12 protein-coding genes are annotated in these 24,482 nt (G+C 65.6%); 4 read left to right on the top strand and 8 right to left on the bottom strand.

The window, feature by feature from the left end; genetic code table 11:
• Positions 1–11 precede the first annotated feature (11 nt).
• Positions 12–1,088, bottom strand: coding sequence for a PGF-CTERM sorting domain-containing protein (locus Q0964_RS06155; protein ID WP_299264806.1), 1,077 nt, complete (start codon positions 1,086–1,088; stop codon positions 12–14).
• Positions 1,088–6,166 carry a hypothetical protein gene (locus tag Q0964_RS06150; RefSeq protein WP_299264803.1) on the bottom strand — a complete coding sequence of 1,693 codons (5,079 nt, stop codon included), beginning with the start codon at positions 6,164–6,166 and terminating at the stop codon, positions 1,088–1,090. The genes Q0964_RS06155 and Q0964_RS06150 overlap by 1 nt, the downstream gene beginning before the upstream one ends.
• Before the next feature lie 385 nt (positions 6,167–6,551).
• Between Q0964_RS06150 and Q0964_RS06145 the strand changes: the two genes are divergently transcribed.
• Positions 6,552–6,887, top strand: coding sequence for a pyridoxamine 5'-phosphate oxidase family protein (locus Q0964_RS06145; RefSeq protein WP_299264801.1), 336 nt, complete (start codon positions 6,552–6,554; stop codon positions 6,885–6,887).
• A gap of 119 nt (positions 6,888–7,006) precedes the next feature.
• Here Q0964_RS06145 and Q0964_RS06140 read toward each other — a convergent pair whose 3' ends face one another.
• Both Q0964_RS06140 and Q0964_RS06135 read right to left on the bottom strand, forming a co-directional pair.
• Positions 7,007–7,435 (bottom strand): FAD synthase family protein, encoded by a 429-nt coding sequence (locus Q0964_RS06140; protein WP_299264798.1) that lies wholly within the window; start codon positions 7,433–7,435, stop codon positions 7,007–7,009.
• Complete coding sequence (locus tag Q0964_RS06135) at positions 7,432–7,938, bottom strand: Mov34/MPN/PAD-1 family protein (protein WP_299264796.1); 507 nt, start codon at positions 7,936–7,938, stop codon at positions 7,432–7,434. Before Q0964_RS06135 ends, Q0964_RS06140 begins: the two co-directional genes overlap by 4 nt.
• Before the next feature lie 104 nt (positions 7,939–8,042).
• Between Q0964_RS06135 and han the strand changes: the two genes are divergently transcribed.
• Together han and Q0964_RS06125 are read left to right on the top strand one after the other, a co-directional pair.
• Positions 8,043–9,947 carry a Hef-associated nuclease gene (gene han / locus Q0964_RS06130; protein WP_299264793.1) on the top strand — a complete coding sequence of 635 codons (1,905 nt, stop codon included), beginning with the start codon at positions 8,043–8,045 and terminating at the stop codon, positions 9,945–9,947.
• Positions 9,948–10,388: 441 nt separating this feature from the next.
• The gene (locus Q0964_RS06125; protein WP_299264790.1) at positions 10,389–12,551 is read left to right on the top strand and encodes a histidine kinase N-terminal 7TM domain-containing protein; all 2,163 of its coding nucleotides are present in this window, start codon (positions 10,389–10,391) and stop codon (positions 12,549–12,551) included.
• A gap of 19 nt (positions 12,552–12,570) precedes the next feature.
• Here Q0964_RS06125 and Q0964_RS06120 read toward each other — a convergent pair whose 3' ends face one another.
• Positions 12,571–13,575, bottom strand: coding sequence for a CheF family chemotaxis protein (locus Q0964_RS06120; RefSeq protein WP_299264788.1), 1,005 nt, complete (start codon positions 13,573–13,575; stop codon positions 12,571–12,573).
• A 218-nt stretch (positions 13,576–13,793) separates the two neighbouring features.
• On the bottom strand, positions 13,794–15,470 hold the full coding sequence (locus Q0964_RS06115) for a phospholipase D-like domain-containing protein (RefSeq protein WP_299264785.1): 1,677 nt from the start codon (positions 15,468–15,470) through the stop codon (positions 13,794–13,796).
• Here Q0964_RS06115 and Q0964_RS06110 point away from each other — a divergent pair.
• Entirely contained in the window at positions 15,409–20,046 is a 4,638-nt protein-coding gene (locus Q0964_RS06110; RefSeq protein WP_349254437.1) for a PAS domain S-box protein, read from the top strand. The two genes, Q0964_RS06115 and Q0964_RS06110, sit on opposite strands and share 62 nt — an antisense overlap.
• A gap of 12 nt (positions 20,047–20,058) precedes the next feature.
• On the opposite strand, the gene Q0964_RS06105 is transcribed toward Q0964_RS06110, so the two are convergent.
• Both Q0964_RS06105 and Q0964_RS06100 read right to left on the bottom strand, forming a co-directional pair.
• Positions 20,059–23,121 carry an FAD-binding and (Fe-S)-binding domain-containing protein gene (locus Q0964_RS06105; RefSeq protein WP_299264781.1) on the bottom strand — a complete coding sequence of 1,021 codons (3,063 nt, stop codon included), beginning with the start codon at positions 23,119–23,121 and terminating at the stop codon, positions 20,059–20,061.
• A gap of 74 nt (positions 23,122–23,195) precedes the next feature.
• Complete coding sequence (locus tag Q0964_RS06100; protein WP_299264776.1) at positions 23,196–24,470, bottom strand: HEAT repeat domain-containing protein; 1,275 nt, start codon at positions 24,468–24,470, stop codon at positions 23,196–23,198.
• Positions 24,471–24,482: the final 12 nt, after the last annotated feature.

Raw genomic sequence — 24,482 nt, 5'->3', positions numbered from 1 at the left:
GGCTTCCGAGGCTACCGCCTTCGCCGAGCCAGCAGCGCCGCAGCCAGCATCGCGACCACAGCGAGACCGACGCCGAAGCCCGGCCCCGATTCCGCCGTCGTCTCGGCCGCGGTCGTCCCGGCCTGTTCGGTCCCGGTCGGTGCCGTGGTTGCTGCCATCGTTTCCGTCTCCTGTTCGGTCATCTCTTCCATCGTCGTCCGACTGTCGCTGTCGGTCGCCGTGCCGTCGTCGTCGCCGGTGGCAGTTCTGTCGGTCGAGTCGGTGTCGGTCACCGTCCCCGTCGTGGTAGTGGTGGTGGTCGCAGTCGAACTCGATCCGCCGCCGCCGCCACCGCCGCCGCCACCGCCACCGCCGCCACCACCACCGCCGCCGGTGCTGGCGACAGACAGCGATTCGCTCTCGTCGACTGACTGTCCGTTACCCCCGCTCAAGCTGGCGGTGAGGGAATAGTCGCCGCTACTGTCGCCAGTGACGGTGTACTCGACAGTCTCGGTCGCACCGCCGGCGACGGTTCCGCTGGTGGACCCGCTGGAGACGCTGCTCGAGTAGCCGCTCTCGGCGGACAGCGACAGACTGTAACTCGTCGAGGCGTCCCCGGAGTTGTGGACGACGGTCGTGAGCGTGGTCGACGCTCCCTCGTCGATACTGCTCGAATCCAGCGAGGTCGACAGCGTCAGGCTCGCGGGGCTGATCACTTCGAGACCGGCCTGTGTCGACTGGGACGGGTCGGGATCGTCGCCGGAACTGACCCCCGACGCGCTGACGGTGATCTCGCCGCTGTAATCTCCCTCCACGTCCGCGTCACAGTCGAAGGTGGCCTGCGCGGTTCCGCTCGAGAGCGTCACCGTCTGCGTCCCGGTCGGCGTACACGAGATCCCGTCGGGCAGGGTCAGCGACACGTCGACCTCGTCGTTTTGAATCTCCTCGCCGGAGACCGAGACCGTGAGGTCGAACGAGTCGCCCTGCGAGACGCTATCGGGCAGGGAGACGTCGGTGATCGATAGGGACGTGTCGGCGGCCACGACGCCGGTGGCCCCGACGACGACGGTCAGTGCGACCAGTATCGCCAGGAACGGGCGTCGTGACATCAGTCGCTCACCTCGACGAGCGTGTCGTCGACGCCGGTCGCGTCGCCGGAGTCGAGCCTGACGAGGTAGACACCCGAAGGCCGGTCGGTCGACAGCGTCCCGTAGTAGGTGTCACCGCTCTGCTGGTCCAACTCGACCTCGTACGTTTCGTCTTCGCCGATGACAGTGGCGGTCATCCCTTTCTGGTTGCTCTTCAGGTAGACGTCTTCACTCGTCGTGAACTCGGTGGCGTTCGCGCTGACGCCGGTCCCGGTCCAGACGCTCACGTTCCCACTCGACGGCTGGACCTCGACGACCTCCGTAATCGTCCCGACCGAGGGCACCGAGAGCTTCACGATGTGGTCCCCGGGTGAGTCGATGGTCATCGACGTGGTCGTGTCGCTGGAACTGGACACGCCGACGCTCCCATTGAACGCGACGGTGCCGGCGTTGGGCGAGAAGGCCGTCAGCGTGGCCGTCCGGTCCACCGTTCCGTCGACGGTCACCGTCGTCGACTGGCCGGCGGTTAGCGGCTCTGCGATCGAGAGGTTCGCGCTCTCGCTCTCGTCGCGCACGTCGACCAGCGTCGAGTCGGTGTCGCTGGTCCGGTCTTTCTCGAGCGTCGCGCTGATGGTTCGCGTGCCGGTGACGTCCGCGTCGTCCGGGACGGTCACCGACACGTCGTACGGGGCCGACCCCGACAGCGAGAGTTCCTTCTCGGCGTTGCTGCCGGGCAGGACCAGGGTCAGCGAGCCACCCGTCGCCGACACCGCGTTGCCGCTGTCGTCGGTCGCCGACACGGTCAGCGAGACGCTATCGCCGGGCGCGAACGGACCGTCCTCGGCCTCGACGCTCACGTCGAAGCTCCGGACCCGATAGCCGCTGTAGCTCCGTATCGACGGCGCGTCGGTCAACGCCGTCTTCAGGACGTACGCTCCGTCGCTGGCGTCCGACGGGATGTCGTAGTCGTGGGTCGCCACGCCGTCGCCGTTCGTGCTGGCGGTCGCGACCAGCGTCTCCGAGCTCCCGTCGGACTGGAGGACGAAGTCGACGTTCTGGTTGGCGATGGGCGATCCGTTGCCGTTGGTGACGGTCGCCGAGAGTCGTGCGGTGTCGCCGGGGCCGAAGCCGCTCTCGTTGGTTGCGGCCGTGATCTGTTTCGCGTTCGCCCCGGTGACGTTCATGACGCCGGCCGCGGTTCCGGTCCCGTCGGTCGTCGTCACCCTGACCGCGAGTCCGTACTCGCGGGCCGGGACCGACCCGGGCACGTCCACGTCGATGCTCGCTTCACCGTTCGTCGTCGTCGCGCTCCCGAGTTCGATGCGGTCGTCGAACGCGTCGATGTAGGCCGTCACGCCCGATCCGTCCGGGACGTCGCTGCCGTCCGATTTCGAGGCGTCGATGTACAGCGTCTTCGTCGTCCCTGGTTCGGCCTCGTACCCGTCGACGTCGTTCCCACTACTGTCTTCGAGGCGCACGGACACGTCGCTGACGAACAGCCCGAGGTAGCGCTTCTGCTCGCCGACCGACACCTCGAGGAAGTGTCCACCGCCCGAACTCGGTGACAGCGAGACCGACGCCTCACCGCTGGAACCGGTCGTGGCGCTCGCACTGTCGACCTCCCTGACCGGACCGGTCGAGTTCAGCGAGACGTCGACCCGCTGGTTCGAGACGGCCGTCCCGTCGGGCTTGCGGACGCCGACGGTGAGATCGACGGTCTCGGTGGTCGTGAACGTCCGCTTGTTCAACGAAGCCGCGATCTCGTAGCTCTTGACGACGACCTGGGCCGCGGCCGTCTCGGTCGCGCCGCTCTGGGTCGTGACCGTCGCGGTCGCGATGTGTTCACCGACGGCCAACTGCCCGAGGTCGACCCGGTAGAGGCCGGGTGCGGGGTTACTGACCGAGCCACCGCCGATGCTGACGCGCTCGCCGTCGAGTCTCGTGACCGTCACGGAACTGATCGTCTTGTCGGTGGGAACGAACACGTCCATCTCGGCCGACTCGCTCGGCGTGAACGACCGGCTGGTCGGTGCCGCCCGCGCGTCGAACGACCGGACGTCGAAGCCCGTGCCGCTGGTCTTGCGGACCACGCCAATGTCCGTCTCCTGGGTCAGCGTCACCCTGACAGGGTGTCCCCGATCCCAGGATCCACTGGCGAACTTGTTCGGATCGAGTGAGACCGTCGCTTCACCGTTGGCGTCGGTCGACGTAACCTCCCGCGTCCCGTTGACCCGTAATTCGACCGTCGCGTCGGTGATGGCACTGCCGTCGGTGGCGTCCGTCGCCTCGACGGCCACGTCGACGCTGTCGGTGGGGCTGTAGGTGTCTTTGTCCGTCTCGACCGAGAGTTCGAGCTCGCTGACGCGGACGACTCGCTGGGCGATGCCCTGTTTGCTCCCGGTGTCGACTTTCGCGGTGATCCGGTACCGTCCCGGGTCGTCGGGCATCGTCACACTGAACGACCCCTCGCCGCTCGTGAGTCCGTTGCTGGGATTGGCCGTCTTGACCTGCTTGCCGTTGCTGTCGTAGACCGAGATGTCGACGTCGTTCGCGTTGGTGTCGACACCGGTGCCGCCGTCGTAGGCTTTGACGAGACCGAGCAGGTTCGAGCCCGGTGCGACGCTCCGGGAACTGAAGTCGATGTAGGTCTGGATTCCGGTCACCTGCGTCGGTGCACTGATGGTGTTGTTGTACGTGCGCGTCCCCGACTCGTGGGACGCGGTGACGGCGATGTCGTAGGTTCCGGCGTCGACGCCGAGCGATTTCGGGTCGAAGGTCTTCGTATCGAAGCTACTGTCGGTCGCGTTGTAAGTCAACTCGACCGGGTCCGTCGCGACCGTCCCGTCCGGGTTGCGGAGTTGTGCCGTCACGGTGAGTTCGCTGTCGCTGAGCAGGTTCTCAGTGATGGGATCCGCGACCTGCACGGCGAGCGTGTTCGATCCGCTTCGTTTCAGCGACCGGACGAACCGGCTCGTCAGTGGTCGGATCTCGAACGGTCGACCGCGGTCGAGGGTGACGTCCGTCTCCGACCCCGACGTCACGTCCACTGCCGCGGTGTCGTTGACCGTGGTCCACCGGCCGAACTCCTCGGACGGTCGCAGTTCGACGGTGTACTTGCCGGCGGGAACCGGGATTCGCACGTCGGTCGTCACCCCGTCCTTGCCGGCGAAGAACTGCTGGGCACCGTCCGGACCGAGGTACGCTATCACCTCGCCGCTGCTGTCGTCACGGACGACCAGTTCGTTCTCGAAGAAGAACCCAACGTCCTCGGTGTTTGCGGGCCTGGACTGGCCCTGCTGGACGATGCTACCGTACTGGTCGACGCTGAGGTTGATGTAGCCGCCGTCCGCGAGGCTACAGGTCGAGTCGGTGTCCTTGCCCTGGGTGACGTCGACGTTTTTGACACAGAGATACTTCCCGGGTGCCTGGCCGAGCCCCCAGACGTTGTACGCGACCTGCGTGTCACTGCCGGTCGTCGGTGCCAGCAGTTCGACGGACGCAGTTTTTGCCTTCTGTCCGCCGAAGGCCAGCGTCGTGAAGGTGTTGACGTTCGCGGTGCGGGCCAGCGCCGGGTACGCCGAGGAAACCTGCGAGAGCGAAGAGAAGGCGTCGGCGACCGGGAGATTCCCGCTCGGCGTCGTCACGTCGATATCGACCCGACCGCCCTTCTGGAGTACCATCGGCGGGAGGACCGTCTTGCTCGACTGGATGGTGTACCCCTCACCGTCGTTGGCGTCCGTGGTTGGGTAGTAGACCGGCGTCCCGCCGCTGGTGTCAGTTCCGACGACCCGGAACCCGAGTCCCTGCTCGGGGAACTGGCTTGTCTCGGGCACCGCCATCGAGAACAGCCCGTTCGAGTCGGTCGTCGTCGAGTTGTAGACCGGGACCTGGTTTCCGTCCGTACGCTCGGGCTGTGCGACGACGACCGCGTCGGAGACGCCGTTCCCGCTCTCGCCGACGATCTGCCCGGCGACCGTCGAGGTAGCGACGCTCCCCGTTTCGATCTGGAACGCGGCCCTCGTCGTGCCTTTCGTCGGGATCACGAGCGACCGGTCGACCGTTCCGAAGGTCCCGCCGTTCTCCAGACTGAAGTTGTATCGGGTGTTCGGCCGGAGGAAGACGGGAGTCTCCGTCTCGAAGCTCACGCCGCTGTCCTCGTAGACGGTCTTGCCGTTCTCGGTGTTCGTCACGGTGATGTTCTCGACGTTCGGCCGTTCGTTCCCCTGGAGAACGCTCTCCCAGCCGACGAACACCGGGGCCGTCGGCGTGTCAGCCGTCAGCGTGACGCTGCCCCGGCTCCCGGGGTCGACCTTCTTCGAGGCGTTCGACTGTGAGAGCGCGAACGTCTGGAACGCGACCGGTGCCTTGCTGGTCTGCACCCTGCCGAAATCGTTCATCACCACGGAACTGGCCGAGTCCGTGTCCGGGTTCGTACACGTCCCACCGTCGTCGATACCCCGGCAGTGGACGGCTTTCGTCCCGGACTGAAGGAACCCGAATCCGCCCGACTCGTTGGTAGCCGGGTCGAACATCATGATCGGGACGCCGGAGAGCGTGCTCCCGGTGTGGTCCGTCCCGCTGACCTGGTAGTGGTTCGCCGTGATGACCGACCGGTTGCCTGTGTCCGCGCCCGCGTACGCGGTGTCATTGCTGGTGACGTTGACGCGGAAGGCACTGTTGACGAAGCTGAAACCGGTCGCCGCCGAATCGATGGTGTAGGTTATCGTCCCGTTGTTGGCCGAGGTATTCGAAAACGTCAGTGGACTCCCGGGCACATACTCCGCTTCAGTGCCGGCGTTCGCGCCGACGAACGCATTCGCGTTGCTGAACTCGATTGGCCCCTTCGTGCTGCCGCCCGGCAGGTCCCGATAGGTGAAGTCCAGGTCTGTCACCGACTCACTGCTGGTCGCCTCTACCGTCACAGCGAGGTTCCCGCTTTTCGTCTGCTGGACGTTCACGACCTCGAGTTGCGACGGCGTCGTGTTGCCCGCGGCCGCGGCCGTCCCCGACAGGGCGACCACACCCGCCAGTACCGAAACCACCATGACGACCGTCACCGAAACCGCGAGTACCTTCTCGCGCGGGCCGCGCTCGCTCATCGTGCCGTGCCTCCGTGACTCGCCCGGCCGCGGTCACTGCACCGACGGGGGACCCGTCGGCGAAACTCCGTGACGGTTCGCCCGCCCGAACTGTTATCAAAATTAATTTCGAAGTCTGTCGGTACCCGGTGTCGCATAGCACGAACGTCTCATGCTCCCAGATATAGCTATGGAACCAGCTATCACCGATAATATTGGATTTACACTGGCAGGAAAGATGGGTGAAAAGTTAACGGACTGTCACCTGGGGGCCGTCGTGACTGACCGGTGTTCGTGGGGTCGACCGGCTAGTCGGTCGGAAGCGACTGTGACTGCCTCTGGCCGTGGTCATGTCGACACGCCGACGCGAGCCCAGGTTCAGGTGGCCGGGGGCCGAACGCCCGGTATGACCCCGATTCCGTCACCAGCCCGGGACCGACTCACGACCGAACCCCTGGTCGCCCACCTCGCGACCTGCCACGACGGCCGGCCCCACGCCGCACCGGTCTGGTTCCACGTTCGTGACGACGCCATCGAGATTGCGACGACCGGGCGGAAACTCACCAACATCCGCGAGGACCCTCGGGTCGCGCTCTCGATCGAGCGGACCGAAGACAGCGAGCCACAGTGGGGGATGACGGTGCGTGGAACGGCGACGGTCGTCGAATCCGAGAGCGAGGCGATCAGTCGCCGACTCAACGCGAAGTACGGCGCAGACGAGGGTACCTGGACGTACGATTGAGTCTGCAGGAACGCGGTCGGCTCACTGGACGCCAGCGCGGTTTCGCCGCGCGAGCGCACGGAGAGGACCGTTTCGTGCTGTATTTCGGCGAGCCAGCGAAGCGAGCGCCGGTGGGAACTTCAGCAGCGTTCGTCGCAGATACGGTCGATTATCTTCCCGGTCGAGAGGAGTTCGTCGTCGTGGACGTTCTCACGGCCCGACGCACGCTTGACCCGGCAGTCGAGCCCGGCCTCTTCGAGTGCGCCTGCGAGTTTTTCCTCGTCGTGGTGTTGGTCGTAGCCCAACGCGATCACGTCGGGGTCGATTTCGCGAATCGGGACGAAGAAGTCCTCGGGGTGACCGACGCGGGCTTCAGTCACCGCGTCCAGTGCGGCCACCATGTTCCGTCGCTGGCGATTCGAGAGGACCGGCGGGTCTTTGTGGGTGACGTTCTCTCGACGGGCAACGATGACGTGGAGTTCGTCGCCCATCCCGGCGGCCTCTTGGAGGTAGTGGACGTGGCCGGGATGCAGGATATCGAAGGTGCCCTGAGCGACGATGGTCGTCATCGGACGCCCCCATCGAACTCCTCGTCACGCAACTCCTCGTCGATGTCGGCCTGCGTGAAGTCGAAGAACTCCTCTTCGGGGAGGTCGATGCTGAGGACCTCCAGTTCCCGCGGGCTCCCCTCTGTGTCGAAGGCCTGCCAGTCGGTCTTCCCGTAGGGCGCGCCGACGATGATGTGGGCATTTCCCTTGTGGAACGTCTGGAGGTCGGCATCACTCGGGCGGAGGACGCCGTTGGGGTGTGAGTGTACCGACCCGGCCGCGCGCATGTCGTTCGGTATCATATTCGTTTTGACCGTGGCGCTGACGGGATTCGACTGGGTACCGGGGATGACGAGCACGTCGGTGATGACTGTGCCATCGCGGTCCAGACCGACTTTGCGGGCACTTTCGCCCCGGAGCAGCCCCATGTACTCGTTAGGGTGTGCATCCTCCGAGGCTTCGAGCGCGAACTCCAGAGCGTCCTCGGCGATTCCGAGGATTTCGCCCGACCGGAACAGCCGCATAGTCATCTCTCGGGGCGGTTGCCTTCTAAGCGTTCCGGATGCGTAGGGGCCGACTCGTCAGCGTTTCCAAAGGTTAAAACACAAGTGCGCCGAACCTCAGTCAAATGTCTCCATCCACTCCCGATGACGGGGCGGAAGTCTCCGCCGACGGGGCTCCTACGGTTTACGACCTCGCTGACGGTTGCTCGCTCGACGACGTCGAACGCGACCAGTACTATCACGCGACGGTCAACGGCGTCGTGGCTTACGGCGTGTTCGTGGACCTCACCGACGGCCTCTCCGGACTCGTTCACGAGTCGAACCTACTGGGTGACTACGACGTGAGCGACGAGTTGCTCGTCGAACTCTCGGAGGTTCGCGACGACGGCGACGTGAGCTTCGAGGAGGTCGAACTCGCCGACTACGAGACCGAGCGGGTCGACGCCGGTGAGTCCGTCGCCGTCGCCAACCTCGAAGACGCCGTCGGATCGACGGTCACCCTCGACGGTGCGGTCGTCCAGATCAAGCAGACCGGCGGCCCGACAATCTTCCACGTCCGCGACGAGTCCGGTATCGTCCCCTGTGCCGCTTTCGAGGAGGCCGGTGTCAGGGCCTACCCCGAGGTCGAACTCGACGACGTGATTCGGCTCACCGGCCGCGTCGAGATGCGCGAGGCAGCCGTCCAGATCGAAGTCGACAGTCTGGAGCGATACGAGGGCGCCGAGGCCGACGCGGCACGTGAACGCCTCGTCGACGCGCTCGGGGAGTACGCCAAACCCAACGCGGTCGACCCGCTGGTCGAGTGGGCGGCCTTCGAGAAACTCCGTCCCGACCTGGAGCGGGTCGCTCGGCGGCTTCGCGAGGCCGTGCTGGAGGGCCGCCCGATTCGGATGCGCCACCACGCCGACGGCGACGGACTCTGCGCATCGGTCCCGCTCCAGTTGGCACTGGAACGGTTCATCAGCGAGCACCACCACGATCCGGACGCGCCGCGACACCTGCTCAAGCGACTCCCGAGTAAGGCGCCGTTCTACGAGATGGAGGACGTGACTCGTGACCTCAACTTCGCGTTGGAAAACCGCCAGCGACACGGGCAGAAACTCCCCCTCCTGTTGATGCTGGACAACGGTTCGACCGAGGAGGACACGCCGGCCTACCAGAACCTCGCCCACTACGACGTGCCTATCGTCGTCGTCGACCACCACCACCCAGACCCGGACGCCGTCTCCCCGCTGGTCGCCGAACACGTCAACCCGTACCTCCACGACGAGGACTACCGGATCACGACGGGCATGATGTCCGTCGAACTTGCACGGATGATCGACCCCTCGCTCACCGACGAACTCGGACACGTCCCCGCGGTCGCTGGCCTCGCAGACCGGTCGCAGGCCGACGTGATGGACGACTTCATCGAACTCGCCGCCGAGAACGGCTACTCCGAGGCCGACCTTCGCAACGTGGCCGAGGCACTGGATTACGCCACCCACTGGCTGAAATACAAGGACGGGCGCGAACTCATCAACGACACCCTGAACGTCGCCTGTGACGACCGGGCGCGCCACGAGGAACTGGTCGATTTCCTGGCGTCGCGGGCCGAACGTGACGTCGACAAGCAACTCGATGCCGCTATGAACCACGTCGAACACGAGCGACTGGACAACAACGCCCATCTCTACCGAATCGACGTGGAAAACTACGCACACCGGTTCACCTACCCCGCGCCGGGGAAGACAACTGGCGAGATTCACGACCGGAAAGTCAAGGAGACGGGCGATCCCGTCATCACAATCGGCTTTGGCCCGGACTTCGCCGTTCTGCGGTCCGACGGTGTCCGGCTAGACATCCCGAGGATGGTCGAAGAACTCGTCGCAGAGATCGACGGTGGCGGCGTCTCCGGCGGCGGGCACCTCGTCGTCGGTTCGATCAAGTTCGTCGAGGGGATGCGTGAGGAGGTCATCTCCGCGCTCGTCGAAAAGATGGCCGACGCGGAACTCGACGAAGACCTCACCGCGACGCTGCCCGACGAGTAATCGACGCTGCCGACCACCACCCTACGACCGAGGAGAGCCGCTCGGCTTTTCTGGAGCTATCCGACACCCAGTCGCTACAACCGGTCCGGAGCAGTCCGTTCCGGGTGCCACCGCTCCGGCCTGGCGGGCAGGCACGTGTCCGGGACCACGGTCGAACTGCGGTCGCTCCCGTGGGGTCCACGAACCCGTCCAATCGCAATCTCAAAGCGCACCCTCCGCGACTTCCGGGGCTCGCCCGGGCAACTGATGACTGTCTCACTGGGTCCGTGATTTCCTATCGCGGCTGTCGGTTTATCACCCGATGGAGTTTCCTGTGCGGTGTGCCTGTCCCGCCTCTTCCGTCGGAATCCGGGGACGCCTGTCTGGTGGTAGCCGCTGCAGTCCGCGCTCGCTCGTGGAAATCGGCCGTGGCTTCATTTGCGCCCTTCTCGTAGGGCCGGTATGTTGCCCGCACTCGATTCCGGCATTTTTTTCATCGCTCTCGGGTACGCGCTGGGTGCGCTGACGATGGTGTTCCTGACCGTGTACACGATTCGTCAGCGTGAGTCCAGCGCGACGCTGCTCTCTTTCGCCGCGCTGACGGCCTCCATCGCACTCTGGTCCGGGGCTGGTGTTGGCCGATTGTTGTTCGATTCACTGGGACCGAAACTGACGTCACATTACATCGGATACGTCGGTATCGTCTTCGCGCCCGTCGCGTGGATTCACTTCGCGGCTCTGTACACCGGGAAAGGCCGCTACGTGTCCCGGCGAACGGTCACAGGGCTGTCGATACTGTCGCTTGGCATCCTCACGCTCGCCGTCACGAACGTCCGAAATCTGTTCTACCGCTCGATCGACGTGGTTTCGATCGGCGATGCCTCGCTGCTGGCACTGGACGCCGGTCCCGCGTTCTGGCCGGTGGTCACGTACAACTACCTGCTCGTGCTCGTCGGCATCGTCTCGCTGGTTCTGTTTGCAGTCACGTCGGATACACTGTACCGACTCCAGTCGGCACTGATCGTCGCTGCTGCCGTCTTTCCCTTTCTGTTGAACGGACTGTACCTGTCCGGATTCAGCTTCGGACTCGGCGTCGACCTGACACCGATCGCGTTCTCGCTGAGCGGTCTCATGATCGCTGTTGCCGTGTTCTACGGTGATTTCGTCTCTCAGCTGCCAGTCGCCAGGGACGCAATCATCGAGCAACTCGACGACGCAATCATCGTCGTCGACCACACCGACGCGATTGCACACGCGAATCCAGCCGCCCGGTCGTTGCTGACCGGGGACGATGGCACGCTCGTCGGCGAGGACGTCGCAGCCGTACTGCCGTGGGACCTGGAACGGGCCGACTCCAGTGAGGAGGTCAGTATCGAGGCGGACGGTGGTCGGCGGTGGTACTGGTACCGACAGATAGAGCTCGATACACAACAGGTGGCTGCCGGCGACATCTACATGATCACGGACATCACCGAGCGCAAGCAGTTGGAGCAGCGGCTTCGTGCCTTGCAGAAGACACACCAGCGGCTCATGACGGCCGAAACTATCGACGAGGCCGGAGAGATCGTGGTCGACGCGGCCCGCGAGGTACTCGACCTGCCGATCACCGGACTCTGGCGGTTCGACGCGGATTCGTCGACACTGGTCCCTGTGACGAGTACCGCCGAGGCGACGGCCCTCGTCGGAGCCGTGCCGACCTACGCTCCCGGCAACTCGCTGGGATGGGAGACGTTCCAGCGGGGTGACCTCCGTGTGATCAGCGACGTCACCGACCGAGAGAAAGCGTACGACCGGGACAGCCCGATCACTGCCGAAATACAGATTCCGGTCGGCGAGCACGGGCTCATCGTGACGGGATCGCCGGAAGACCGAGAGTTCGACGAGGTAACTCTCGAACTGGTTCGTATCCTCGCCGCCGCCACCGAACGGGCGTTCATCAAGACCGAACGTGAACGCGAACTCCGGGACCAGGAGCGACAGCTGACCCGAGAGAACGAGCGACTCGAGGAGTTCACCAGCGTCGTTGCCCACGACCTCCGGAGCCCACTGAACAGCACCGACATCCTGCTCGACAGACTCACCGACGAGTACGACGACAGGCGGCTCCGGAAGGTCGCGTCCGTTCACCACCGGACGAAAGAACTCGTCAACGACCTGCTCGCGCTCGCCCGCCAGGGCAAAGCCGTCGAGGACCCACAGCCGACCGACGCGGGTGCCATCGCCGAGCGTGCCTGGGAGTCGATCGTGACCGAGGAAGCGACGCTCGACGTGAGACTGAACCACAGCACCGTGCTGGCCGACGAATCGCGGCTGCGACAGGCGTTCGAGAACCTGTTTCGCAACGCGGTCGAACACGGCGGCGAAGCGGTCGCCGTCCGCGTCGACTCGCTCGACGGTGACGAGGGGTTCTACGTGGCAGACGATGGCCCCGGCATTCCCGACGCGGAACGGTCACAGGTGTTCGACCACGGGTACACCCGGTCCGATGACGGCGCGGGATTCGGGCTCGCAATCGTCCGACGGATCGCGGCGGCTCACGGCTGGACCGTACGGGCGGCGCAGTCGTCTACTGGCGGATTCAGGGTCGAAATTGCGCTGACGACATCCGACGGCTCGGACGGCTGATACCCGGCCTACGCGATGCTCAGTAGAGCGCGCCCTGGATGCGGTCTGCGAGCACCTCGTACTGTTTGCTACCGATTCCTTTCTCGACGTAGTCGGTGACGTCGGACAGCAGCGCCTGCTTCGCGACCGCCTCGCTTCCCTGCCCGGTAAACAGAATGAACGGCAGGTCCGGGTGGCTGGCCCGAACCTGCTTGAGGAACTCGATGCCGTCGACGCCGGGCATATCGTAGTCGCTGACCACACAGTGGAACACGCCGTCGTCTGCGAGCGCCTCGCGACCACCGGCCGCACTCGTCGCTGTCTCGATGGACAGCTCCGGCTCCTGCTCACTGAGCAGCATCTCGGCCATCTCGAGGTCGTGTGGGTCGTCGTCGACGAGCAACACGTTGACCGAGCCGTGCGTCGACTCGCCTGCGGTCACCGTCGCGTACGACTGCATATACCGCCCGAGAAGATTGAGCAGACGGAACGAGGACAGCACGATGGCCGTCTTGGCATCGCGCTGCTTGCCCGCCCAGTAGACGAACACGACCGGTTGTTCGCTGTCTCCGAACTGTTTTCGCCCGGTCTCGAAGCCAGCCACGTCGTCGTGACGGATGGCGAGGGTTTCGCCGTCCCGTCGGAGCCGTACAGCCGAGCGTGTGACCGCGAGCGTGCCATCGGAGAGCCTCTCGCCGGCTTCCTCGTCCGACCTGATTCGGACATCGGTGCCGTCGAACAGGAGTTTGTACAGGACCAATTGGAAGTTCTCTAGGGTTCCACCCTGGCAGCGAATCGTCACCGTCTCCCGTATCTCCCCGTCGCGAAAGGCAATCGTAAGTGACTGCCGGCTGTTCGCGTCCGCGCCCTGCCCGACACCCTGTGAGAGGTCGAAGATATCGGAGACCGGGACCGTCCGCTGTGTGTCCCCTGTCGCGAAGACGACCTGTGACTCGCTGATCAGAACGCGCGTCGACTCGAAGCCGTCGGTATCGCTCCGGCTCGAATCCGTTTCGGCATTGAAATCGGCGACAGCCTCGGACATTATCTACAGTTGTCCGTGGTCGATTACATACCCTCGGACGGGTTCGGCCGACCGAAAGACCGGCGCCGACACGGTCGGGGCGTGTCCCACCCTCGCTGGAGCCTCACTGCCGGTCCGGTGACCGACGCGTCGCCGCGACCCAGACGAGGAGACAGAGCCCGGGTCGGACAGTCATCCGGCCGGGCAGCCGAGCGAGCGCGGCGAAAACACGCCGTTCCCTACCGCTCGAACTCGATACGTCGAGCAGTCAGGACGGCCACGAACCAGGACAGGGCTACCGCGAGTACTACCCCGGCCGGAACCGGCCAGTCACCCCCCTGCCAGTCCGCCCGGAACACCGCCGTGAAGTAGCTGGCTACGCCCTCGCCTTCCATCAGGACTGCGACCTCGCGGTTCTCGCGCGCGGAGTTGTTGTTCCAGTTGAGCGATCCGACCAGGACCTGGTCGTCGTCGACGATCACACCCTTGGCGTGGATCTTCTCGAACCGACCGTTCGGGTCGGCGACTCGGGCCGACAGCGGAATCGCTTCCCGGTCGGCCCGCTTGTTCAGCCGTCGCACCAACCGCCGGTTGGCCTCCTCGACGTACCAGGCGCCGCTGAGCAGTATCTGCACCTCGACGCCCCGCCGAGCGGCCGCGAGAGTCGCTCGCAGAAACGGCTGGCGTCGGCTTCCGATTGCGACCTGTTCGATACGAATCGCCTCGTCCGCGTTCCGGAGCAGTTCGAGCAGTCGTCTCTCGGCGTTGTCCGGAGCGCGAAGTAACTCGACGGCGTCGGGACTGAACTGCTGTGGATGAACGGCCTCGGGAAACGTGCCGTTGGCCGGTTGCCCGTCCGCCGGTTCGAAGCGTTTTCCAGCCCGATACCGACTCCACGCTCTGGCATCCAGCCCGCTCGTATCGGCTTGGAACGTCCTCGCGAGCCCGTGGACGACCCGGTCCGCACTGACGACGACACCCCAGCCACGACTGGCGTGGCCGCCGGTGCCGGCCGGTTTCCAGTTCTCGGTGGTGACGAGCGCCCGGTCGTCGACGACGGCATATTTTGCGTGATGAAATTCGTACCGGGCAGGTTCGGCCGAGAGAACTGTGACTTCCACGCCGCGTTCGGTGAGGGTATCGAGCCGCCGTGCCGACCGTCGGGAGAGCCCGCCGACCGGACTCCCGTCCACGAGGACACGGACCTCGACCCCGCGGCGACCGGCGGCGACGAGTTCCCGTGCGACCCGCTCCGAGGTGAGGGTGTAGCCGGCCAGCAGAATCCGCGTCTCGGCGTCGGCGAGGGTCTCGACCGGCACCGAGGCACCGGACGGGAGGACGAACGCCCGGGCCGACTCGCCTGCGGCGGCCACGACGGGGAAATCCGTCGCTCCGACCGGTCGCCAGGCGAGTCCGTCCTCGTCCCTGTCGCTCTCTCGCGTCGCGATCTCCCCCTCCGTGGCGTCCGTATAGTTGGCCCTGGCGACCGGCTCTCCATTGTGTGCGAGCGTGACGTGGTCGCCGTCGTTGGCGAGCGCTATCCCCTGGCTCAGTGCGACGACTGTGGCCTCCGTTCGGTTTCGTGTCAGATTCGGTGTGACGGTGAGCGCGACGCGGCCCTCGACGGTGCGGTTCGGGAGTTCGACCCGGTCTTCGCCGTCCGAAAGCGTGTATCCGCCCAGCCGTGTCGGCGCGGCGACGTCGAGAATCACGAACTCGCCGACGTCCTCGTCGACAACGGGGTCGGGATACACACCCACCACGTCGAGCGGTGTCGTGTCGTTTGCTGGCGGCGTCGAGGCAACTCCGTTCGCCCGTCTCTGTGTATCCGCTGACGCGACCCCTGACGCCGCGATGGCCGGAACTCCGACGACGAGGACCGCAAATGCCACGAACCCGACTCTGGAGAGAGACACGAACACGGGTGGTCCTGGCTCCAGTTATAAACCCTCGCCCGCGATACCGACTGGCTCCGATACCGATGAGGCAGTGGCCGTGCCTGTCGGCAGACCGTGGTCAAGTCGCGGGCCGACCCGCGCCCTGCTATCATATATTAAAACTGGAAGAACGATTCATCTGTCTGCGGCTCCAAGACCAATTAACATGGCTATGCGCCGAAACCGGTCTGAAGAACCTATGCGCGTTCTTTACGCGAACGACGACGATGCTTTTGCAGACCTCGTCCGGACGAAACTAACTCTTCTCTCTTCCAGTGTGGATATAATGCTTGAAAATGGAGTCGATTCGGCTCTCGACAGGCTGGCGACGGAACCGGTCGACTGTGTGGTAACCGCCTATTCACTTGGAGACAGCAGTGGGATCGACCTGATCAAGCGAGTGCGGAACCGTGACGGGGATGTCCCGACGGTCCTGTTTACCGGCCGGGGAAGTGAGCGAATTGCGAGTCTGGCGACCCAGGCTGGCGTTTCGGACTACATTCCCATCCAGTCCGGACAGGACGACTTCGAGATTCTCGCCAGGCGGATCGAGACGCTGGTGGATGCGACTCGACAACGCCGACGGGCCGACGCCGTCACCGACCGGTTTCGCCGGACGCTCGAACGGACGACCGACGCGATCTATGCGGTCGACTCGGACTGGCAGATCGAGTACATGAACGACCGGATGGCCGCCCGCGCCGACTGTGACCCCGACGAGGTCGTCGGGAGCGTTCTGTGGGAGCGGTTTCCCACCATCCTCGGGACTGAGTTCGAGACCCGTTATCGGGAGGCGATGAACTCCGACGAACCGGTGTCGTTCGAGCAGTATCTCGACGAACCGTTCGACTACTGGGTCCGAGTGCGTGCGTTTCCCGACGACGACGGGCTGACTGTCTTCTCCAGCGAGATAACGGCGGAACGGGAGCGCCAGGTGGAACTGCAACGACGGGAGACGGTCCTACAGAACGTGTACGACGTGGTTTTCGCCGTGGATACCGAATTCGACGTTCACTTCGCGAACCCCGCGGCCGCTCGTCTGCTGCGACAGGATAGTCCCGGAGCCGTCGAGGGGACGGCGTTGAGCACGCTCGTCGAGGGGATGGCAAGCGCAGAAGCGACCGCGGAGTTTCAGAACGCGGTGGCACAGACCTTCTCCCGGATGGAGTCCGACGGCGGCCTCACTGGACTGTACGACTTCGACCTCCGGTTCGGCCTCGACACCGAGGCAGGCGAGCGGACTTTCGACGTGCGACTCACGCCGTTCGAGGAAGCCGGCACCCGACAGGTCCTGGTGGTGGCACGCGACGTGACCGACGAGAGCGAGGCCCGGGCGCACCTCGAACGGGAGCGCGACGCGCTGAGCGAGATCCAGCAGGTGATGGCCGACAGCGACCTGACGACGGACGCCCGTCTCCAACGAGTGCTCGACAGCGTGCGTGAGACTCTCGACCTCGACGCCGGACTCGTCGCGTCGGTCGACGATGACGACTACGAAATCACGACCGTCTCGGCACCGGATATGCCCCTCAGCGCCGGTGATCAGTTCTCGCTTGAGGAGACGTTCTGTGATCTGGTCGTCGACCGTGACGAACCGGTGAGTTTCAGAAGCGCCGACCACGGCGACGCGGAGACCCACCCGGCGTACGAGACACGGGACATCGAGTCGTATCTCGGTGCGCCCATCGAAGTTGACGGGGCGCTCTACGGGACGCTGAACTTCTCTGGCTCGAACGTCCGCGACCGACCGTTCAGCGCGTTCGAGACGACGCTGGTCCGCCTGCTCGCACAGTGGATTGGCACGGAGCTGAGTCGTCGCCGCAACCGGGAGCGAGCCGCCGAGAGCCGCGACCGACTGCGCCAGATCATCGACACCCTCCCACAGCTCGTGTTCGTCAAGAACGCAGACGGGGAGTACCTCCTCGCCAACGAGTCGCTCGCCGAGACATACGGGGCGTCTGCCGACGATATCGAGGGTGCCACCGACGCGGTGTTTGCGCCTTCCAGAGACCAGGTCGAACGGTTCCGGGCCGACGACCACCAGGTCATCGAGTCGGGCGAGCCGAAACACATCCCCGAGGAACGGATCACGACCGTCGACGGTGAACACCGGACCGTGGAGACGACGAAGATTCCGTACGACGCCACCGATTCCGATACCGATGCCGTCCTTGGCGTCGCGACCGACATCACCGAACGCAAACGTCGTGAGCGGGAACTCGCGCGCTACGAGGCCCTCGTCGAGAACATGGACACGGGGGCGGCAATTGTCGACAGCGAGCAACGAATCGAATACGTCAACGAGCAGCTCGTCGCCATGTCTGACACCACTCGGGAAACGCTGCTCGGCCGCGCCGTCATGCCGTTCGCACGCGAGGTTGTCAGCGACGCGACGGACCTCGACCGACTGGAGACGGCCCTCGATGCCGCGCTCGTGGGAGAAGGGGTCCCACACGACCGCGTAGAACTCGACGTCGACACGTCGGCAGGGACCATGACTACCGAGTGTCAGTTCTCGGCGTTCCGCCACGAGAACGAGGTGAAAACGGCGGTCCTCGTCCGTGATATCACGGCGCGGACGGAACGCGAACGGGAACTCGATGTTATCAAAGAGCGACTCGACTTGGCGGTCACCGGCGCCAACCTCGGCGTCTGGGACTGGAACCTCGAGACGGACGAAGTGGCGTTCAACGACCAGTGGGCTGAGATGCTCGAGTACTCACCCGACGAGCTCGACCCGCACATATCCGAGTGGGAGAAACGAGTCCATCCGGACGACCTGCCGGAAACGAAGGCGACACTCCAGGCCCATCTCGACGGCGAGACCGAGTCCTACGACTCCGAGCTCCGGATGCGTACCCGCAGCGGTAACTGGAACTGGATTCGAACGGTCGGCAGGGTCGTCGAGCGAGGTGACGACGGGACTCCGAAGCGAGCCGTCGGTATCCACATCGACATCAACGAGCGGAAAGCCTCCGAGCACTCCCTCGAGACGGAACGTGACATGTTCGCCGAGGGGCCGGCGGTCGTCTTCAAATGGAGGAACGAGGACGGCTGGCCCGTCGAGTACGTCTCGGACAACGTCACGGAAACGTTCGGGTACACGCCCGAACAACTCCAGTCCGGGGCCGTTCCGTACGACGACCTGGTCCACGACGACGACCTGAGCCGAGTCATCAGCGAAGTCGAGGCCAACAGCGACGACACGACCGAACGGTTCAGCCACGACCCCTACCGGATGGTGACGGCCGACGGCGAGGTGAAGTGGGTCACCGACAACACGAAAATCGTTCGCGAGGACGGCGAGCCCGTCCACTATCTCGGGTACCTGATCGACATCACCGAACGAAAACGACTCGAGCAACGGCTCCGCGCGCTCCAGCGAGTCGCCAGCGAACTGGCGACGGCCCGGTCCGTCGAGGAAATCGGCGAGACAGCCGTGGACGCAGCGACGGACGTGCTCGGCCTCGACCTCACCGGCATCTGGAGCTACGACGAGCGGGCCGACGCGCTCGAACCGATCACCGAGACCGAACTGTCACGGACAGTGATCGGCGACTCGCCCCGGTTCGAACCGGGTGACAGCCTCGCCTGGGAGGCCTTCGACGTGGGCGAACTCCGCACGTACGACGACGTGTCCGGTATCGAAGGCCGATACAACGCCGAGACGCAGATTCAGAGCCAGATCCTCCTCCCGCTGGGTGAGCACGGGCTGATGTCGACCGGTTTGACGGAGCCACGCGAGTTCACCGAGATGGACGCCGACCTGTTCATGGTCCTCGGTGCGGCGGTCGAGGCGGCGATGGTGCGTGCCGAGCGCGAGCGCGAACTACGGCGGCAGAACGAACGTCTCGACCGGTTCGCGAGCGTCGTGGCCCACGACCTCCGCAATCCCCTGTCGGTCGCGAAGGGATTCCGGGAGGTCGCTGAGGAGACCGACGACCTGAGCCACCTGGACCGGGTCGAGTCGGCTCACGACCGGATCGAGCACCTGATCGACGACCTCCTGACCCTCGCCAAGGGCGAATCGACGGTCGAAGACCGCGAGCCGATCGGTCTCGATACCATCGTCACGGAGGCCTGGGGGTACGTCGATACGGACCAGGCGTCCCTGACAGTCCGGGAACAGGCACCCACGGTCCACGGCGACCCGGGGCGCGTGACTCAGTTGTTCGAGAATCTGTTTCGTAACGCCGTGGAACACGGCTCCACGAGCCCCTCTCCCCAGGGCGGTGCACACGTCGACGGAGCAGCCGCCGTCGAGCACTCGGCTGCTGGCGCTCCCGAGAACGCCGCGGAAGACGGCGGGACTGACGTGACGATCACCGTCGGCCAACTGCCCGACCGGGACGGGTTCTATGTCGAAGACGACGGCGTGGGTATCCCGCCGGGCCAGCGCGAGGCGGTGTTCGAACACGGCGTCAGCTACGGCGAGAATGGCACCGGATACGGGCTCTCGATCGTCTCGGACATCGCGAGCGCTCACCAGTGGACCGTCTCGATCACCGACGGCTCGACGGGCGGCGCGCGGTTCGAGTTCGAGACGGCCGTGTAGTCGACGGCCGGTTCACGGCGGCAGTGCGTCGGCGACCGATTCGACCGGGTGTGGGGGTTCCGCGTCGGCGTCGGGTCGGTCACCCAGTTGCGTCCGGCAGGACGCCCCGGGCGCGACGACTCGCTCGCCGTCGCTGTCGTCGACCTGTCCGAACAGGATCTCACCGATAGCGCGGCTCATCGAGTAGTGTTCGGCCTCGTAGCCGAACGAGCCGGCCATCCCACAACAGCCCGAATCGAGCGGGTCGACGCGGTACCCGGCCCGCCGGAGGACACCCACCGCGTGGTGGTCTTTGGCCGTCGCCTTCTGGTGGCAGTGGCCGTGGTACGTCAGGTGGTCGTCGGGGGCCACGAAGTCGATTCCCTCGTCAAGCCTGTGGGTATCGAGATATTCGAGGACGCCGTAGGCGTTCTCGGCGACCGTCTCGGCGGCCGCCGCGTCGTCGGTGTCGCCCAGCAGGTCGAGATAGTCCGACTGGTACATCACCGCGTCGGACGGCTCGACGACGACCACGTCCCAGCCTGCCTCGACCCGGGGCGCGAGTTCGGCGACGTTCTCCCGGGCCGTCTCGCGTGCTTTGTCGAGAAAGCCCTTCGAGAACGCCGCGCGACCGCTGTCGGTCAGCCCGGCCGGGACGTCCACGTGGACGCCAGCCGCTTCGAGTACTTCGACGGCCGCCCTGCCCGCCTCCGGGCGGCTGTAGTTGGTGTAGGTATCGGGCAGGAGGAGGACGCGCCGACTGGCCGCGTCGGCCGTGACGCCGGCCTCACGACCGCGGAACCATTTCTCGAACGTCCCTCGCCGGAAGGTCGGGAGCGTCCGCTCGCGGGCGATGCCGACGGTCTTTTCGGCGACGGCCCGCGAGCCCGGGATCTTCTGAGCGAGGTTCGAGAGCGGGGCCAGTGCGCTCCCGACCGCCGACAGCGTGTCGATGTTGGCGAACAGTCGGTCGCGCAGGCTCGCCCCCTCGCGCTGGTGGTGTTCGTGTGTGAGTTCGGCTTTCAGTTTCGCCATGTCGACCTCGCTGGGGCAGTCGTGGGCACAGCCCTTACAGCCGATACAGAGGTCCAGTACCTCGGTGACGAACTCCTCAGAGAACTGCTCGTCCGCGGGGAGTTCGCCCGACATCGTCCGCCGGAGGGCGTTCGCGCGGCCTCGCGTCGACAGCGACTCCTCCTCGGCGGCCCGGTAAGTCGGGCACATCACGCCGCCGGTCGTATCCTGTGCCCCTCGACAGCCGCCACAGCCGTGACAGAGTTCGGCCATTCCCTGCATGCCGTTCTCGTTCTCCCAGGCCAACTCCGGGTCGAACCCGGCGTCGAACTCGTACTCGGGGTCGAACCGGAGGTTCTCGGTCATCTCGGTCGAGTCGCCGGGCCGGGCGACGACCTGTCCGGGGTTGAGCAGCCAGTCGGGGTCGAATGCGGTCTTCAATTCTCGGAAAGCCTCTCGGACCGCCTCCCCGTACAGTTTCTCGTTCCACTGGGTGCGCGCGCGGCCGTCACCGTGTTCACCGGAGACGCTGCCACCGTACTCGACGACGAGGTCCGTCACGTCGTCGGCAATGGCCTCCATCTGTGCGACGCCGGCCTCTGTCTTGGTGTTCACCAGCGGCCGAATGTGGAGGACACCGGGGCCCGCGTGGGCGTAGAAACTCGCGTACGTGTCGTGGTCGTCCAGCACGTCCCGGAAGTCGGCGACGAACCCAGGCAGGTTCGCCGGCGGGACGGCGGTGTCCTCGACGAACGCGACGTGTTTCGCGTCGCTGGTCCGCCCCAGCAAAATTGGTAACCCGGACTTTCGGAGCTTCCAGAACTGTTCGCGCTCGGCCGCCTCGTGTGCCTCGTCTGCCGAAGCAGCCCGCACGGGTGCGTCCGTCTCGACGCCCTCGCCGGTCGGCGCGGTCAGCGTCTCGGTCCCGGGTGCGCGGTCGGCCAGCAGGTCGGCAACTCGCTCCCGCCCCGCCCCGTCACTCTCGGCGTAGAACTCCACGAGTAGGACCGCGCCGGTTCCCGCGGGCACCATCTCGGCCACGAGATCGCCGAACTCCGCGGTGTCGCGGGCCAGGTCCAGCAGTACGTCATCCAGCACTTCGACCGCGGCGGGGTCGTGTTCGAGAATCGGTGCCACGTCCTCCATCGCCGCGAGCAGGTCGTCGTACCGAAGCAGCGCGAGCGCTTTCGTCTCGGGCACCGGTTCCAGGCTGACCTCGGCCTCGGTCACGACTGCGAAGGTACCCTCGCTCCCCGCGAGCAGGCCTGGCATATCGACCACGTCGTCCTCGCGTGCACGCTCGATTAGCCAGTCGAGGTTGTACCCCGAGACGTTGCGCTTGAGTTCGGGGTAGGCGTCGGCGATGTCGCCGTCGTTCAGGACGTCTCGGACCGCGGCGTAAATCCGTGCTTCGAGGCCGCCTTCGGGGTCGGCCAGCGCGTCCAGTTCCTCGACGGGAACCTGTTCGAACGTGGTCACGGTGCCGTCGGCCAGCACCACCTCGCAGGCCTCGACGTAAGCGTCTGTCTTTCCGTACTGCAGGGAGTGTGCACCGGTGGAGTTGTTGCCGATGGCGCCGCCCAGTACCGACTTGTCGCCCCAGGCGGGGTCGGGCGCGAATTTCAGCCCCGCGCCGGCCAGCGCGTTGTTCAGGCGGCCGAGCGTAATTCCCGGTTGTGCGCGGGCACGCCCGGCGTCCACGTCGACGTTTTGGAGGGCGTCCATCTCTTTCGAGAAGTCGAGGACGACCGCGCGGTTCACCGTCTGGCCGGCGAGACTCGTCCCCGCACCGCGGGGGAGGACCGGAATCCCGCGGTCGGCACAGTACCCGACGACGGCAGCGACGTCGGCTGTCGAGGTCGGGAACACGACGCCGACGGGCGTCACCGCGTAGATGCTCGCGTCGGTCGCGTACTGCTCCCGGGAGTACTCGTCGAAACGGACGTCGCCGTCGATTAGCGACCGGAGGTCGGCGACGAGCCCCGGTCGCGCCACGTCGCCGCCCTGATAATCGTAGTTCGCCCGACCGTCTGCGTCTGGGTCGCCCGGCGACGGATCGCTCGTTCCCGACTCGGAACTCATGGATACGGATAGCGATAGCGGCCGGAGAACTGAAACAGTTGGCGTTGTGGCACGCGACGACCCGCGCCGACAGGTTACGCCGACGTGGACTCGGCGGCTTTCTCGGCCTCGACCTGCACGATGTAGGCGCGGTCGTCGGCGTAGTCGGCGGCGGCATCGCGGGCGCGCTCGGTGCCGATCCGGTTCAGTGCCCACGCGGCGCTGGCACGCACCTCGTCGGCCTCGTCCTCGGCCAGCACGTCGGCCAGCGGGTCGATGGCGCGGGTATCACCGAGCAGGCCCAGTGCGCGGGCGGCCGTGCTCCGGACCTCCGCGTTCTCGTCGGCCAACTGGTTGGCCACGACCTGGGTCGAACGTGTCTGTCCGATGGCGCCGATGGCCCGCAACGTCACCTTCCGGAGGGCCATGTCGCCGCCCTCGACATACTCCTCGATGGTATCTAACGCGTCCTCGGCACCGATCCGGCCGAGAATACGGATGGCCTGTTTGTTGCGTTTCTCGGCCATCGCCAGCAGGTCCTCGGTGGCCTCCGGCGGTGCGATCCGTTCCAGTGAGTCCAGAACGTTCTCCTGCATGAAGTCGGACCCGAACTTCTCCAGTCCGAACAGGACCATCTCGATAGCTTCCTCGTCCCCCTCCTTGTAGGCTTTCTCGTGGAGTTTGACGGCGTTCCACTCTGCCGGGAAGTCCTTCCGGTTCTCGGGGTCGAGCGGCTCGTAAAACCCCACGGCGTCGAGCTGTTCCCGGACGAGCAGGTCGTCCCACTCCTCCGCCTCGTCGATGGTCGTTTCGAGGCGCTCGACGTCCGATATGAGCGTCTCGATGGTCGCTGCGTCGTCGTCGGGGTCGAGATCGGTTTCCTCGACGATCTCGCTCACCGTTTCGAGTTCGGCCGCGAGGTCGGCCATCTCGTCGCTGTCGGGCTCGAACGTCTCGACGAGCTGGCTGCCGGCGCCGTCGAGGAACTCCTCGACGGCCGGAATGAGCTCGAGTTCGCCGTCCTCGGTCCACTCGGTGGTCTCGACGACCGCCGCGGCGTCGTCGATTTTTTCGGTCACGTCCTCGGCGTAGGGACCACGCTGGCTCTCGACGTCGTCACGGAGCGAGCCGAGGCGGTCCTGCAACTCCGCCGCCTCGTCGTCGTCCTCGTCGTCGGGAGTCAGGGCCTCGACGGCCTCTTCGACCGCGTCGAGGTCCGTGTCGATCTCGTCGAGGTCGGTTTCTGTCTCGGCGTCTTCGAGTGCCTCCTCAACCGAGTCGAGCCGGTCCCCGACGGCGTCTGCGTCGGCCGCGGGCACGTCGGCCCCACCGGCCTCGTTCGCGCCGTCCCCGTCGTCGCCGTTGCTCATACTCGGACACTC

It is taken from the genome of Halorientalis sp. (genome assembly GCF_028275115.1).
Taxonomy (GTDB): domain Archaea; phylum Halobacteriota; class Halobacteria; order Halobacteriales; family Haloarculaceae; genus Halorientalis.
This window is presented reverse-complemented; position numbering and strand designations above follow the sequence as displayed.

What these genes read in the sequence shown, in the direction of transcription:
- Q0964_RS06100 (WP_299264776.1), bottom strand. Translation starts at nt 24,470, where the DNA reads ATGAGCAACGGCGACGACGGGGACGGCGCGAACGAGGCCGGTGGGGCC.
- Q0964_RS06110 (WP_349254437.1), top strand. Translation starts at nt 15,409, where the DNA reads ATGGCCGGAACTCCGACGACGAGGACCGCAAATGCCACGAACCCGACT.
- Q0964_RS06150 (WP_299264803.1), bottom strand. Translation starts at nt 6,166, where the DNA reads ATGAGCGAGCGCGGCCCGCGCGAGAAGGTACTCGCGGTTTCGGTGACG.
- Q0964_RS06145 (WP_299264801.1), top strand. Translation starts at nt 6,552, where the DNA reads ATGACCCCGATTCCGTCACCAGCCCGGGACCGACTCACGACCGAACCC.
- Q0964_RS06155 (WP_299264806.1), bottom strand. Translation starts at nt 1,088, where the DNA reads ATGTCACGACGCCCGTTCCTGGCGATACTGGTCGCACTGACCGTCGTC.
- Q0964_RS06125 (WP_299264790.1), top strand. Translation starts at nt 10,389, where the DNA reads ATGTTGCCCGCACTCGATTCCGGCATTTTTTTCATCGCTCTCGGGTAC.
- Q0964_RS06105 (WP_299264781.1), bottom strand. Translation starts at nt 23,121, where the DNA reads ATGAGTTCCGAGTCGGGAACGAGCGATCCGTCGCCGGGCGACCCAGAC.
- Q0964_RS06120 (WP_299264788.1), bottom strand. Translation starts at nt 13,575, where the DNA reads ATGTCCGAGGCTGTCGCCGATTTCAATGCCGAAACGGATTCGAGCCGG.
- han (WP_299264793.1), top strand. Translation starts at nt 8,043, where the DNA reads ATGTCTCCATCCACTCCCGATGACGGGGCGGAAGTCTCCGCCGACGGG.
- Q0964_RS06140 (WP_299264798.1), bottom strand. Translation starts at nt 7,435, where the DNA reads ATGACGACCATCGTCGCTCAGGGCACCTTCGATATCCTGCATCCCGGC.
- Q0964_RS06135 (WP_299264796.1), bottom strand. Translation starts at nt 7,938, where the DNA reads ATGCGGCTGTTCCGGTCGGGCGAAATCCTCGGAATCGCCGAGGACGCT.